Below are 13279 nucleotides of genomic sequence, written 5' to 3'. Positions count from 1 at the left end.
ATGGATATCCGTAAAGTTAAGAAACTGATCGAACTGCTGGAAGAATCCGGTATCGACGAGCTGGAAATCAAGGAAGGCGAAGAGTCCGTACGGATCAGCCGCCACAGCAAGACCCCGGCCCAACAGTTCTACGCACCCCAGATGCAAGCACCGGCTCCAGCTGCTGCTCCGGCCGCCGCAGCGCCTGCTGCTGCCGCTGCACCTGCCGCACCGGCTGCCCCAGCGCTGAACGGTTTCGTGGTCAAGTCGCCAATGGTCGGTACGTTCTACCGCACCCCGGCACCGACCTCGCCAGCCTTCGTTGAAGTGGGCAAGACCGTGAAAGTGGGCGACACCATCTGCATCGTTGAAGCGATGAAGATGATGAACCACATCACGGCCGAAAAAGCCGGCGTCATCGAATCCATCCTGGTAGAAAACGGTCAGCCGGTTGAGTACGACCAGCCGCTGTTCACCATCGTTTGAACCGCGGAGCGCCTTCGATGTTGAAACCTGCGAAGAAACTGCAAAAAGTCCTGATCGCCAACCGCGGCGAGATCGCGCTGCGTATCCTGCGCGCCTGTAAGGAAGAGGGCATCAAGACCGTCGCTGTTTACTCGACGGCCGATACCGAATTGATGCACGTGAAACTGGCGGACGAAAGCATCTGCATCGGCCCGCCACTGGCCACGAACTCGTACCTGAAAGTCTCGAACATCATCGCCGCAGCAGAAGTGACCGGCGCTGATGGCATCCACCCGGGCTACGGCTTCCTCGCGGAAAACGCCGATTTCGCCGAACAGGTGGAAAAATCCGGGTTTGCCTTCATCGGCCCGAAAGCCGAAACCATTCGCCTGATGGGCGACAAGGTATCGGCCAAGGACGCCATGATCGCGGCCGGCGTGCCAACCGTTCCGGGCTCCGACGGCCCGCTGCCTGAAGACGAGGAAACCGCACTGCGCATTGGTCGCGAAGTCGGCTACCCGGTGATCATCAAGGCCGCCGGTGGCGGTGGTGGTCGCGGCATGCGCGTGGTGCACAAGGAAGAAGAGCTGATCGAAGCCGCCAAGCAGACTCGCTCCGAAGCGGCTGCCTGGTTCGGCAACCCGATGGTCTACCTGGAGAAGTACCTGACCAACCCACGTCACGTGGAAGTGCAGGTGCTGTCCGACGGCCAGGGCCACGCCATCCACCTGGGCGACCGCGATTGCTCGCTGCAACGTCGTCACCAGAAGGTGTTGGAAGAAGCACCGGCACCAGGCCTGGACGAAACCGCTCGCCAGGAAGTCCTGGCTCGCTGCGTCAAGGCGTGCATCGACATCAACTACCGCGGCGCCGGCACCTTCGAGTTCCTCTACGAGAACGGCCGCTTCTACTTCATCGAGATGAACACTCGCGTGCAGGTAGAGCACCCGGTGTCGGAGATGGTCACCGGTATCGACATCGTCAAGGAGATGCTCAGCATCGCCGCCGGCAACGTGCTGTCCTTCACCCAGGAAGACGTGAAGCTCCACGGCCACTCCCTGGAGTGCCGGATCAACGCCGAAGACCCGAAGACCTTTATCCCAAGCCCTGGCCTGGTCAAGCATTTCCACGCGCCCGGCGGCAACGGCGTACGTGTGGATTCGCACCTGTACAGCGGCTACAAGGTTCCGTCCAACTACGACTCGCTGATCGGCAAGCTGATCACCTGGGGCGCGACCCGCGACGAGGCCATGGCCCGTATGCGCAATGCCCTGGACGAAATCGTGGTCGACGGCATCAAGACCAACATCCCGCTGCACCGGGACCTGGTTCGTGATGAAGGCTTCTGCGAAGGTGGTGTGAACATTCACTACCTGGAACACAAGCTGGCCAACCAGTAAGTGCTCCACCCAACAAAGCCGCCTTCGGGCGGCTTTGTTGTTTCTGCACACCTGTTTTCCAGGATGCACACAGTCCAAATGTGGGAGGGGGCTTGCCCCCTCCCACATTTGGTCCGCATTCACTCAGTAATGTCGTCTTATGCTGTTCGCTCGCGTAAACTTGCGCGCTTTCGCAGCCTACCCCGCTGCACACTCATTTTTTTCAAAGGTGCCCGCCATGCCTTGGCTGCAAGTCCGTCTCGCCATCAGCCCAGAACAAGCCGAAACCTACGAAGACGCGTTCCTCGAAGTGGGCGCCGTCTCGGTGACCTTCATGGATGCCGAAGACCAACCGATCTTCGAACCGGAACTCAACACCACCCCGCTGTGGTCCCACACCCATTTGCTGGCGCTGTTCGAAGACGGCACCGACGCCGCCGCCGTGCTGGCCCATATGGAATTGCTCACCGGCAGCCCGTTGCCCGAGCATCACAGCGAAATCATCGAAGACCAGGACTGGGAACGCAGCTGGATGGACAACTTCCAGCCGATGCGCTTCGGCCAGCGCCTGTGGATCGTGCCGAGCTGGCATGCCGCCCCGGAGCCGAACGCGGTCAACCTGCTGCTGGATCCGGGCCTGGCATTCGGCACCGGCACCCACCCCACCACCGCGCTGTGCCTGGAGTGGCTGGACGGCCAGGACCTGACCGACAGCCACGTGCTGGATTTCGGCTGCGGCTCGGGGATCCTGGCGATCGCCGCCCTGTTGCTGGGCGCCAAGGAGGCCGTGGGCACCGACATCGACGTGCAGGCCCTGGAAGCGTCCCGGGATAACGCCGGGCGCAACAACGTACCTGAAGACAAATTCCCGCTCTACCTGCCGCAGGATTTGCCCCAGGTGCAGGCCGACGTGCTGGTCGCCAATATCCTCGCCGGCCCGCTGGTGTCCCTGGCGCCGCAACTGTCGAGCCTGGTCAAGCCGGGCGGGCGCCTGGCGCTGTCGGGCATCCTCGCCGAGCAGGGCGAAGATGTCGCCGCCGCCTACGCCAAGGATTTCGAGCTGGACCCGATCGCTAACCGTGATGGCTGGGTACGCATCAGCGGACGTCGGCGCTAGAATGAGCGCTTGCCTGAATCGGATGGCCGCATGACCGACAGTTTCGTCACCCAGTGCCCGCATTGCCAAACCCGCTTTCGCGTCAACCACGCCCAATTGAGCGTGGCTCGCGGCGTGGTTCGCTGCGGCTCGTGCCTGCAAGTCTTCAACGCTGCCCGCCAGCTGCTGGAGCAGCGCGCCCAGGCGCCTGCGCCGGAGCAACCGGCCACGATCGAGCCTGCGCGCGAAGCCGCGCCTGAGCCCCAGCGGGCAATCAGCCAGAAGCAGTGGAGCGCCGAAGAGCTGGACCTGGACAATCTGGACCTGGACCAGGAACTGGCCAAGCTGGAACGCCGCGAGATTCAGCACACGCTGCCCGTAGGCGCGGAACGCCGCCAGCCTGGTGCCGACCGCCGGCAGAAAGAAGACGCTCTCAGCGCCAGCCGCGAAACCGTCAAGGCCGAAGAAGAGAAATGGGCCGCCAGCCTGTTCAGCGAACCGCCTGAAGAACGCGCCAACGCCTCCGAAGACGAACCTGAACCGACCAAAGCCCCTGCGACCCGGCAGCGCACCGAGCCCTCCATGTCGTTGCACCTCGACGATGAGCCCGCGCTGCGCTCCCCCCCGGAAGATGAACACATCGACCCGCCGTTCACGCCCCTGACAGCGGCAGCGGATGAAGCGGAGCCCGAAGAGCGCGCGCAATCCCGTCGCAAGCGCCCACGTCCCGAGGCCGGCGTCCATGACGACCTGCTCCAGGACCTGGAAGACGACCCTCTGCACCTGTACGCGCAAAAACGCCCGCAGGGCCTGGGCCGTCGCCTGATCTGGGTGCTGCTGGTACTGATCGCCGCCGCCGGCCTGGCCGCGCAGTACATTGCCTATCAATTCGACGACCTGGCCCGCCAGGACGCTTACCGCCCGTGGTTCCAGCAACTGTGCCCGACACTGGGCTGCACAGTGCCGTCGCGGGTCGATATCGCCCATATCAAGAGCAGCAACCTGGTGGTACGCAGCCACCCTGAGTTCGCCGGGGCGCTGGTGGTGGATGCGATCATCTATAACCGCGCGACGTTCTCCCAGCCCTTTCCGCTGCTGGAACTGCGTTTCGCCGACCTCAACGGCAACCTGATTGCCAGTCGTCGCTTCAAGCCCGCCGAATACCTGAGCGGCGAGTTGGCCGGGGTGAGCGAAATGCCATCACAAACCCCGATCCATATCTCCCTGGATATCCTCGATCCGGGCAATAAAGCCGTGAATTACAGCCTGAGCTTCCACTCGCCCGAGTGAATCGGCCTACGCACCGTCGCTTGACGGTGGAGTATTGATTGGTCACCGCCCATCCAAACCGGCGGCGATAAAGAAATAACTGTTCAGATTTTATCCAATTCAGCCTTTATCCAGTCATCGAGAGCGGGTATCATGCCAACCCTTTTTCGAACTCTAATGATCCGGCCCCACAACAGGGAAGTCCTATGTCGGCGGTACGCATCGGCCCATATACATTGCAGAATGGCTTGATTCTCGCCCCGATGGCGGGCGTCACCGACCAGCCCTTTCGTCAGCTGTGCAAGCGTTTGGGCGCGGGTCTAGTAGTCTCGGAAATGGTCACCAGCGACATGAGCTTGTGGAACACCCGCAAATCGCGGATGCGCATGATCCACGAAGGTGATCCCGAGCCCCGCTCGGTCCAGATCGCCGGCGGTGATGCGCAGATGCTGGCGGATGCGGCCCGGGCCAACGTGGAGTTGGGCGCACAGATCATCGATATCAACATGGGCTGCCCGGCCAAGAAGGTCTGCAATAAGGCCGCCGGTTCCGCGCTGTTGAAAGATGAGCAGTTGGTTGCCGAGATCCTGCAGGCCGTTGTTGCCGCAGTGGATGTGCCGGTGACCCTGAAGATTCGTACCGGTTGGGACCGGGACAACAAGAACGGCCTGACGGTGGCGAAGATCGCCGAACAGGCAGGCATTACAGCGCTGGCGGTGCATGGTCGCACCCGCGCCGACCTTTACACCGGTGAAGCCGAGTACGACACCATCGCCGCGATCAAGCAGGCGGTGTCGATGCCGGTATTTGCCAATGGCGACATCGACTCGGCCGAAAAAGCCCGGCGCGTGCTGCACGCCACCGGTGCCGATGGTGTGTTGATTGGCCGGGCCGCCCAGGGGCGGCCGTGGATTTTTCGTGAGGTCGAGCATTTCCTGCGTACGGGTGAAGTCCTGCCGGCGCCGGAACTGGTCGAGGTGGAACGTATTCTGCTAGAGCATCTGGCTGCACTTCACACCTTCTATGGAGAGGTGATGGGCGTGCGTATTGCTCGCAAGCATGTGGGTTGGTATCTCGCAACCCTGCCAGGCGCCAGGGAGTTTCGCGCCGGGTTCAATCGTTTGGATGAAACGCAAGCACAGGTCACCGCCGTTCGTGAGTTTTTTGCCGAACGAGACAAGAGCCTGAGAGCAGGGGACGGAGAATGGGTGGCCGCATGACGATGATGACCGAGACTTTAGTGAGTGGAACAACACCCGTGAGCGACAACGTCAATTTGAAACAGCACCTCAACACGCCGAGCGAAGAAGGCCAGACCCTTCGCGGGAGTGTCGAGAAGGCGCTGCATAATTATTTCGCCCACCTTGAGGGCGCTTCCGTCACGGACGTGTACAACCTGGTGCTCTCCGAAGTCGAGGCGCCCCTGCTCGAAAGCGTGATGAACTACGTCAAGGGCAACCAGACCAAAGCCAGTGAGCTGCTGGGCCTCAACCGTGGCACCTTGCGCAAAAAGCTCAAGCAATACGATTTGCTGTAAGCATTCAATCAAACCAGAAAGGCGCCCGCGTAAAACCGGTCGCCTTTTTTGCTGACTCCTTTGCTTTTGATGGAAATTGAAATGACCGACCAGACTACCCGCCTGCCGATCCGCCGCGCCTTGATCAGTGTCTCCGACAAGACCGGGATCCTCGAATTTGCCCGGGAGCTGGAAGCCCTGGGCGTGGAAATCCTCTCCACGGGCGGGACCTTCAAGCTGCTGCAGGACAACGGCGTGGCCGCAGTGGAAGTGGCGGACTACACCGGTTTCGCAGAAATGATGGACGGTCGCGTCAAGACCCTGCACCCGAAAATCCACGGCGGCATCCTCGGCCGTCGCGGCATCGACGACGCCATCATGACCGAGCACGGCATCAAGCCGATCGACCTGGTGGCCGTCAACCTCTACCCGTTCGAAGCCACCATCAACAAGCCGGGCTGCGACCTGCCGACCGCCATCGAAAACATCGATATCGGCGGCCCGACCATGGTTCGCTCGGCGGCCAAGAACCATAAAGACGTGGCCATCGTGGTCAACGCCGGCGACTACGCCCAGGTGCTGGAAAGCCTGAAAGCCGGCGGCCTGACCTACGCCCAGCGTTTCGACCTGATGCTCAAGGCGTTCGAACACACCGCCGCCTACGACGGTATGATCGCCAACTACATGGGCACCGTGAACCAGACCGCCGAAACCCTGAGCACAGAAGGCCGCAGCCAGTTCCCGCGCACCTTCAACAGCCAGTTCATCAAGGCTCAGGAAATGCGCTACGGCGAGAACCCGCACCAGAGCGCGGCGTTCTACGTGGAAGCCAAGCCTGCCGAAGTGGGCATCGCCACTGCGACCCAACTGCAAGGCAAAGAACTGTCCTACAACAACGTGGCCGACACCGACGCCGCGCTGGAATGCGTGAAGAGCTTCGTCAAGCCGGCCTGCGTGATCGTCAAGCACGCCAACCCGTGCGGCGTGGCCGTGAGCCCGGACGCTGAAGGCGGCATTCGCCAGGCGTACGAACTGGCCTACGCCACCGACACCGAATCCGCGTTCGGCGGCATCATCGCCTTCAACCGTGAGCTGGATGCAGAGACGGCCAAGGCCATCGTCGAGCGTCAGTTCGTCGAAGTGATCATCGCCCCTTCCGTGAGCGAAGAAGCCCGCGCCATCGTGGCGGCCAAAGCCAACGTGCGCCTGCTGGCCTGCGGCGAGTGGTCGGCTGAACGTGCCGCTGCCTGGGACTACAAGCGCGTCAATGGCGGCCTGCTGGTACAGAGCCGCGATATCGGCATGATCGGCAGCGCAGACCTCAAGGTAGTGACCAAGCGCGCCCCGACCGAGCAAGAGATCAACGACCTGATCTTCGCCTGGAAAGTGGCCAAGTACGTTAAATCCAACGCCATCGTCTACGCCAAGAACCGCCAGACCATCGGTGTCGGCGCTGGCCAGATGAGCCGCGTGAACTCGGCGCGTATCGCCGCGATCAAGGCCGAGCATGCCGGGTTGCAGGTGGCCGGCTCGGTGATGGCGTCGGATGCATTCTTCCCGTTCCGTGATGGCCTGGACAACGCCGCGAAAGCCGGCGTGACTGCCGTGATCCAACCGGGCGGCTCGATGCGCGATGCCGAGGTGATCGCCGCTGCCGATGAAGCCGGCATTGCCATGGTCTTCACTGGCATGCGCCACTTCCGTCACTAAACACCACTGCTTTCCTACTGTAGGAGCGAGCTTGCTCGCGAAAAAACCGAGAACGCCACGGGGAGTCAGATGCCCCCCGTTATCGTTGACGATCTTCGCGAGCAAGAACTAGGCGTCCCCCTCGCTCCTACAGAAAGCACAGCGTTTCACAGAGGTTTTTGAAATGAATGTTTTGATCATTGGCAGCGGTGGCCGTGAACACGCCCTGGCCTGGAAAGTTGCCCAGGACCCACGGGTCCAGAAAGTCTTCGTCGCCCCCGGCAACGCCGGTACCGCCATCGAAGCCAAGTGCGAAAACGTCGCCATCGACGTACTGGCCCTTGAGCAACTGGCCGACTTCGCCGAGAAAAACGTCTCCCTGACCATCGTCGGTCCGGAAGTGCCATTGGTTGCCGGTGTCGTAGACCTGTTCCGCAGCCGCGGCCTGGATTGCTTCGGCCCAACCGCTGGCGCGGCCCAACTGGAAGGCTCGAAAGCCTTCACCAAGGATTTCCTGGCGCGCCACAAGATCCCGACCGCCGACTACCAGAACTTCACCGAGATCGAGCCGGCCCTGGCCTACCTGCGTGAAAAAGGTGCGCCGATCGTGATCAAGGCCGACGGCCTGGCCGCCGGTAAAGGCGTGATCGTCGCCATGACCCTGCAGGAAGCCGAAGACGCCGTGCGTGACATGCTCGCCGGTAACGCCTTTGGTGACGCCGGTTCGCGTGTGGTCATCGAAGAATTCCTCGACGGCGAAGAAGCCAGCTTTATCGTGATGGTCGACGGCAAGAACGTGCTGCCGATGGCCACCAGCCAGGACCACAAACGCGTCGGCGACGCCGACACTGGCCCGAACACCGGCGGCATGGGTGCCTACTCCCCTGCCCCGGTGGTGACCGCCGACGTGCACCAGCGCGTGATGGACCTGGTGATCTGGCCGACCGTGCGCGGCATGGCCGACGAAGGCAATGTGTACACCGGTTTCCTCTACGCCGGCCTGATGATCGACAAAGCCGGTAACCCGAAAGTCATCGAGTTCAACTGCCGCTTCGGCGACCCGGAAACCCAACCGGTGATGCTGCGCCTGCAATCGAGCCTGGTGCTGCTGGTGGAAGCCGCCCTCGCCCAGGCCCTGGACAAGGTTGAAGCGCAGTGGGATCCACGTCCGAGCGTAGGCATTGTGCTGGCCGCCGGTGGTTACCCGGCCGACTACGCCAAGGGCGATGTGATTGAAGGCCTGGACGCGGCTGCTACCCTGGAAGGCAAGGTGTTCCATGCGGGCACCGCGCTCAAGGACGGCAAGGTGGTGACCGCCGGCGGCCGTGTGCTGTGCGCCACCGCCATGGGTGCCAGCGTCGACGCCGCACAGCAACAGGCGTACAAGCTGGCTGCAAAAATCGACTGGAAAGGCTGCTTCTACCGCACGGACATCGGCTACCGCGCCATTGCCCGTGAACGTGGCGAAAGCCAGTAACGCGAGCTATCCGTTCGGTTAGGCAAGGGCTTCTGGCCCTTGCCGTATACAGGCCTCCCCGCGCATAGTTAACCGTGCATCAACCTACGAAGGGATTTCGCCGTGCGCTGGCTCAGGATCGCCATAGGTTTCACTGTCAGTCTGCTGACGCTGCTCTGCCTGTTCCCGGCCCAGGCCGCCGCGCAAGGCAGTGGCTGGGCAGTATTGCTTGATGAACAGGCCGACCTGCAGCTGAGCGACATCCGCTCCTCGCGCTACACCAATCAATTCAGCCCCATCGAACTGGACCGCATTACCGCCGCGGAACCGGACGGTGCGTTGTGGGTACGTTTCAAGCTGCAACCTGGCAAGCACGAGCAGGTGCTGCGGGTATTCGCCCCGGACCTGGCACACCTGAGCCTCTATGTGCTGGACGGCGACACCCTGATCGAGCAACAAAGCAGCGGTAACCGCCAGCCCCAGGCGGAACGTCCGCTGCCCAGCAACGACTTCATGCTGCCGATGCCCCAGAGCCAAAAGACCCTCGACGTCTACCTGCGCCTGGTTTCAGAGCACGAACTGCGCCCCTATATCACCCTGGAGTCAGCCGTGCTGGCCGCCGCCGACCAGACCCAGACATTGATCTACGGCCTGCTGTTCGGCTGCCTGCTGATGCTGATCCTGCACAACCTCACGCGCTTCGCTTACCACCGCTCGCGCAGCAGCCTGTGGCTGGCGGCCTGCGAACTGCTATTGATGCTCAGCCTGGCGCTGCTGCTCAACCTGGTAGGCCCATGGCTGCCGAACTGGCACGCGGTCCAGACCCCCGGCGCCTACCTGGCCCTGCTGCTGACTGCGCCGTGCGGGCTGATGTATGCCTATCGCTTCTTCATGCCCCTGGGTCCGCACCCGCTGAACAAGCTATTGATGGCCGACATCCTATTTATCGTGCTGTGCGGCCTGCTGCTGTTGTTCGTCAGTACCCTGCCGCTGAACATCATCACCTACGCGCTGGTGGCCCTGGCGGGCCTGAGCATGCTGTTTGTCTCGGCGTATCACTGGCAGAAAGGCTACCGCCCGGCGCGCTTGTTCGTGGCGGGCATGGTGGTGTTCAACATCGGTACGCTGATCATTCTCCCGGCCTTGCTGGGGCTGACGATGGTGTCGCCCCAGGGTTTGATCGTCACATTGCTGGCCTTCATCTGCCTGAGCGGCCTGTTGATGAGCCTGGCCCTGGGCGAGCGCCAGCGTGCGATTGTCGAGGCCCGCTTCAGCCTCAGCCGCGACCTGGCCGCCAGCAATGCCGAGATCGCCGCCAAGGCCGAATTCCTGGCCAAGATCAGCCACGAAATCCGCACCCCCATGAACGGCGTGCTGGGCATGACCGAACTGCTGCTGGGCACGCCACTGTCGGTGAAGCAGCGCGACTACGTGCAAACCATCCACAGCGCCGGCAACGAGCTGCTGACCTTGATCAACGAGATCCTCGACATCTCCAAGCTCGAATCCGGGCAGATCGAGCTGGATGACGTGCAATTCGACCTCAATGCGCTGATCGAAGACTGCCTGAGCATCTTCCGCGCCAAGGCCGAGCAGCAGAACGTCGAGTTGATCAGCTTCATCCAGCCCCAGGTGCCCCGCGTCATCAGCGGCGATCCGACCCGCCTGCGCCAGGCGCTGCTGAGCCTGCTGGAAAACGCCCTGCACAAAACCGACGAAGGCGAAGTGCTGATCGTCGTCGCCCTGGATGACCGCAGCACCAAGCCGCGCCTGCGCATTGCCGTGCAGGACAGCGGCCTGCCAATGGAAGCCGCTGAACGTGAGGCCCTGCTGCACAGCGAACTGCACAGCAAGAACTTCCTCTCGGCCACCCGCTTGAGCGGCCACCTGGGCCTGGTGATCGCGCGCCAGTTGATCCTGTTGATGAACGGTGAATTCGGCATCAAGAGCGGCAGCCATCAGGGCAGCACGCTATGGCTGACCCTGCCGCTGGACCCGGAACGCCTGGAACACCCCACCTCCGACCTCGACGGCCCGCTCAAAGGCGCGCGGGTGCTGGTGGTGGACGACAACGATACGTGCCGCAAAGTGCTGGTGCAGCAATGCTCGGCCTGGGGCCTGAATGTCAGCGCCGTGCCTTCCGGCAAAGAGGCCCTGGCGTTGCTGCGCACCAAGGCGCACCTGCGCGACTACTTCGATGTGGTGCTATTGGACCAGAACATGCCCGGCATGACCGGCATGCAACTGGCGGCGAAGATCAAGGAAGACCCGAGCCTGAACCACGACATCCTGCTGATCATGCTCACCGGCATCAGCAATGCACCGAGCAAGATCATCGCGCGTAATTGCGGTATCAAGCGCATCCTCGCCAAGCCGGTTGCCGGTTATACCCTCAAGACCACCCTGGCCGACGAGTTGACCCAACGCAGCAAAGGTGGCGTGCAGCCCCGTCCGCCCCTCAGCGTCCCGGCGACGGTGACCGTGCCCAGCGATTTCAGGATCCTGGTGGCCGAAGACAACAGCATCTCCACCAAAGTGATTCGCGGCATGCTCGGCAAGCTCAACCTCAACCCGGATACCGCCAGCAACGGTGAGGAAGCCCTCGAGGCGATGAAGGCCCAGCGTTATGACCTGGTGTTGATGGACTGCGAGATGCCGGTTCTCGATGGTTTCTCGGCCACCCAGCAACTGCGGGCGTGGGAAGTCAGCCACCAGCGCATTCGCACCCCCGTGGTAGCGCTCACGGCGCATATCCTCTCGGAGCACAAAGAACGCGCACGCCAGGCGGGGATGGACGGGCACATGGCCAAGCCGGTGGAGTTATCGCAATTGCGTGAGCTGGTGGAGTTCTGGGTGGCGCAGCGTCAACAACGGCCTGAACACGCCCCGTCCTGACTTGAAATGTAATTCCACTGTGGGTGGGGCTTGCTTCAGTCAAGAGCGAACACTGTAACTGACTGGCATTAGGGCGAGCCCCCTCCCACATTTGATCTCTAGCGCCTGATAGACTCTCCACACTTTCCCCGCCCGCGAGCCACCCCCATGCTCCACGTGTTATTCAGCGTTTACCTGAAGATGCTGGTGCTCTACAGCCCGTTCTTCGTGCTGTCCTGCTTTATCAGCCTGACCCGTGGTTATTCGAGCAAAGAGCGGCGGCGCCTGGCCTGGAAAGTAGCGCTGGCGACCCTGGTGTCCAGCGTGTTGCTCTACCTGTTCGGCCGGGTGATCTTCAGCGTGTTCGGCATCACCGTGGATGCCTTTTGCATCGGCGCCGGGAGTGTGCTGTTTATCTCCGCCCTGGGCATGGCCCAAGGCAAGTCGGCCGTGCAGACCGACAATGTGCAGCAGGACGTGACCATCGTGCCGCTGACCATCCCCCTCACGGTCGGCCCCGGCACCATCGGTGCGCTGTTGGTCATGGGCGTCAGCCAACCGCACTGGGATGACAAGATCACGGCCATTCTCAGCATCGCCCTGGCCAGCCTCACGGTCGGTGTGGTGCTGTACCTGTCCAACCGTATCGAACGGATTCTCGGTGACCAGGGCTTGCAGATTGTCAGTCGGTTGATGGGATTGTTCGTGTGTGCCCTCGCCGCGCAAATCATCTTTACCGGGGTGCGCGGCTACCTGGTGCCTTAGATCCGGTATTTGGCAATCGCCGACTGCACCTTGTCGCCCGCGCTCTCGCGCATCAGTTGGATAGTTTTTTCGTTGACCACCGAGGTATTCAGCACCAGGCAGGTTTGTCCGCTGAAGGCCTCGAACTGGGTACTGTCCCATTCCAGAAACGGCAGCCCAACCTGCTTGCTCACGCCATGGGTACTGTAAGTCACCAGCACCATCGTCAATTCGCCGTCCGTTTCGGCGCATGACGCCAGGCCAAAATCACCGCCCTCGTGCACGCTGCTATTGCGCTTGAACAGCTCGAAGGATGCCGGCTGCTGCTTCAGGGCCTCCAGCGCATCGGCGGCCAGTTTGGGCAGCGCAGTGAGCAACGGCCCGGTCAGTGACGTCGACGCCAACAGGCTGGCGATGATATTCAGCGCCGCAAGTTGCACCGTCAGGCCCTTGCCGGAGCTTGAAACCCGCTCGAATCGACTGCGCACCGGCAGCCAGCCCAAACCAACCATCACCTTGATAAATTCGTCGTACCAGGCCTCGGTACCTCGATGGATCTTCAATACATCGCTGACGTAGCTGCTGGCCAGCAGATAGCTTTTACGGATGTATTCCCGGTTCAGCCCGGACAGCCCCTCGGCAAACGAAATCACACTGTTGTTGACCACCGCCGCGTTGCTGTCGTCCTCCATGTCGAGCGGCGGCAATGAGGGCTGCGCGCCTGGCGCCCTCGGCAATGTGTAGCGCGCAATCAACTTGCGCCGTTTTGTGTTGTTGATCCTTCTGTGATGTCGCTCCATTTTCAGTTCTCC

The 13279-nt window shown here is 62.0% G+C and carries 11 protein-coding genes and 1 pseudogene; 10 read left to right on the top strand and 2 right to left on the bottom strand.

Features of this window, described 5'->3' with window-relative positions; translation table 11 throughout:
• The 7 genes from accB (at position 1) to purH (ending at position 7414) form a co-directional block, all read left to right on the top strand.
• Positions 1–465: an acetyl-CoA carboxylase biotin carboxyl carrier protein gene (gene accB / locus BB029_RS23260; protein WP_065940937.1), complete on the top strand. Its 465-nt coding sequence runs from the start codon at positions 1–3 to the stop codon at positions 463–465.
• 17 nt (positions 466–482) lie between these two features.
• Positions 483–1844, top strand: a complete 1362-nt coding sequence (gene accC, locus BB029_RS23255) for an acetyl-CoA carboxylase biotin carboxylase subunit (protein ID WP_065940936.1) — start codon at positions 483–485, stop codon at positions 1842–1844.
• Between the two features lie 217 nt (positions 1845–2061).
• Positions 2062–2940: a 50S ribosomal protein L11 methyltransferase gene (prmA, locus tag BB029_RS23250; RefSeq protein ID WP_065940935.1), complete on the top strand. Its 879-nt coding sequence runs from the start codon at positions 2062–2064 to the stop codon at positions 2938–2940.
• 30 nt (positions 2941–2970) lie between these two features.
• Positions 2971–4209, top strand: a complete 1239-nt coding sequence (locus BB029_RS23245) for a DUF3426 domain-containing protein (protein WP_065940934.1) — start codon at positions 2971–2973, stop codon at positions 4207–4209.
• Positions 4210–4394: 185 nt separating this feature from the next.
• Positions 4395–5408, top strand: coding sequence for a tRNA dihydrouridine synthase DusB (gene dusB, locus BB029_RS23240; RefSeq protein WP_027607756.1), 1014 nt, complete (start codon positions 4395–4397; stop codon positions 5406–5408).
• Complete coding sequence (gene fis, locus BB029_RS23235; protein ID WP_002555375.1) at positions 5405–5725, top strand: DNA-binding transcriptional regulator Fis; 321 nt, start codon at positions 5405–5407, stop codon at positions 5723–5725. Before dusB ends, fis begins: the two co-directional genes overlap by 4 nt.
• A gap of 81 nt (positions 5726–5806) precedes the next feature.
• Complete coding sequence (gene purH, locus BB029_RS23230) at positions 5807–7414, top strand: bifunctional phosphoribosylaminoimidazolecarboxamide formyltransferase/IMP cyclohydrolase (RefSeq protein WP_065940933.1); 1608 nt, start codon at positions 5807–5809, stop codon at positions 7412–7414.
• 15 nt (positions 7415–7429) lie between these two features.
• On the opposite strand, the pseudogene BB029_RS33895 reads toward purH, so the two are convergent.
• Positions 7430–7519: pseudogene (locus BB029_RS33895) on the bottom strand (outer membrane lipoprotein carrier protein LolA); the annotation flags it as partial.
• Between the two features lie 58 nt (positions 7520–7577).
• On the opposite strand from BB029_RS33895, the gene purD reads away from it, so the two are divergent.
• From purD to BB029_RS23215, 3 genes are all read left to right on the top strand, one after another.
• Positions 7578–8870, top strand: a complete 1293-nt coding sequence (gene purD / locus BB029_RS23225) for a phosphoribosylamine--glycine ligase (RefSeq protein ID WP_065940932.1) — start codon at positions 7578–7580, stop codon at positions 8868–8870.
• Between the two features lie 102 nt (positions 8871–8972).
• Positions 8973–11744, top strand: coding sequence for a hybrid sensor histidine kinase/response regulator (locus BB029_RS23220; protein ID WP_065940931.1), 2772 nt, complete (start codon positions 8973–8975; stop codon positions 11742–11744).
• 147 nt (positions 11745–11891) lie between these two features.
• Positions 11892–12488, top strand: coding sequence for a MarC family protein (locus BB029_RS23215; RefSeq protein ID WP_065940930.1), 597 nt, complete (start codon positions 11892–11894; stop codon positions 12486–12488).
• On the opposite strand, the gene BB029_RS23210 is transcribed toward BB029_RS23215, so the two are convergent.
• Positions 12485–13267: a hypothetical protein gene (locus tag BB029_RS23210; protein WP_065940929.1), complete on the bottom strand. Its 783-nt coding sequence runs from the start codon at positions 13265–13267 to the stop codon at positions 12485–12487. The genes BB029_RS23215 and BB029_RS23210 overlap by 4 nt on opposite strands.
• Positions 13268–13279: the final 12 nt, after the last annotated feature.

Origin of the sequence: Pseudomonas sp. S3E12, from assembly GCF_001702295.1 — a bacterium.
GTDB classification, from domain to species: Bacteria; Pseudomonadota; Gammaproteobacteria; order Pseudomonadales; family Pseudomonadaceae; genus Aquipseudomonas; species Aquipseudomonas marginalis.
Note: the sequence above shows the minus strand (reverse complement) of the source record. Positions and strands in the feature narration are given on the sequence as shown.

Bases quoted from the DNA above. Each gene is read 5' to 3' on its own strand.
- BB029_RS23210 (WP_065940929.1), bottom strand. From the start codon at position 13,267: ATGGAGCGACATCACAGAAGGATCAACAACACAAAACGGCGCAAGTTG.
- purD (WP_065940932.1), top strand. From the start codon at position 7,578: ATGAATGTTTTGATCATTGGCAGCGGTGGCCGTGAACACGCCCTGGCC.
- BB029_RS23245 (WP_065940934.1), top strand. From the start codon at position 2,971: ATGACCGACAGTTTCGTCACCCAGTGCCCGCATTGCCAAACCCGCTTT.
- accC (WP_065940936.1), top strand. From the start codon at position 483: ATGTTGAAACCTGCGAAGAAACTGCAAAAAGTCCTGATCGCCAACCGC.
- dusB (WP_027607756.1), top strand. From the start codon at position 4,395: ATGTCGGCGGTACGCATCGGCCCATATACATTGCAGAATGGCTTGATT.
- accB (WP_065940937.1), top strand. From the start codon at position 1: ATGGATATCCGTAAAGTTAAGAAACTGATCGAACTGCTGGAAGAATCC.
- BB029_RS23215 (WP_065940930.1), top strand. From the start codon at position 11,892: ATGCTCCACGTGTTATTCAGCGTTTACCTGAAGATGCTGGTGCTCTAC.
- fis (WP_002555375.1), top strand. From the start codon at position 5,405: ATGACGATGATGACCGAGACTTTAGTGAGTGGAACAACACCCGTGAGC.
- prmA (WP_065940935.1), top strand. From the start codon at position 2,062: ATGCCTTGGCTGCAAGTCCGTCTCGCCATCAGCCCAGAACAAGCCGAA.
- purH (WP_065940933.1), top strand. From the start codon at position 5,807: ATGACCGACCAGACTACCCGCCTGCCGATCCGCCGCGCCTTGATCAGT.